Origin of the sequence: Leucobacter celer subsp. astrifaciens (assembly GCF_001273835.1) — a bacterium.
GTDB classification, from domain to species: Bacteria; Actinomycetota; Actinomycetes; order Actinomycetales; family Microbacteriaceae; genus Leucobacter; species Leucobacter celer.
On the sequence record NZ_JHEI01000036.1, the window covers coordinates 1 to 250 of the forward strand.

A 250-nucleotide genomic window follows, 5' to 3' on the forward strand; every position below is an offset into this window, starting at 1 on the left:
GGCGTATACGGGGCGCTTGCGCTAGGCGATGTCGATCGCGAAGAAGACCGGCACTGCCATGCCGACGAATCCGATCGCGAACATCACCCCCGCGGAGATCCACTGGGTGGTCAGCACGGGCAGGTATCCGAGTTGGCGATACCACATCACCTCTGCGCGCACCGCTGCCACGGCGAGGAAGCCGAGGATCAGCACCACCACCAGGATCACGGTGCTGGCTGGCTCTGATATAAATCTCTCACCCAACGAG

General features: G+C 62.4%; 1 protein-coding gene. It reads right to left on the reverse strand.

The window, feature by feature from the left end:
* Window positions 1-21 precede the first annotated feature (21 nt).
* Window positions 22-250 (reverse strand): UPF0182 family protein (locus AMS65_RS00075; protein ID WP_241489279.1); only part of this gene is annotated, 229 nt, incomplete at its 5' end.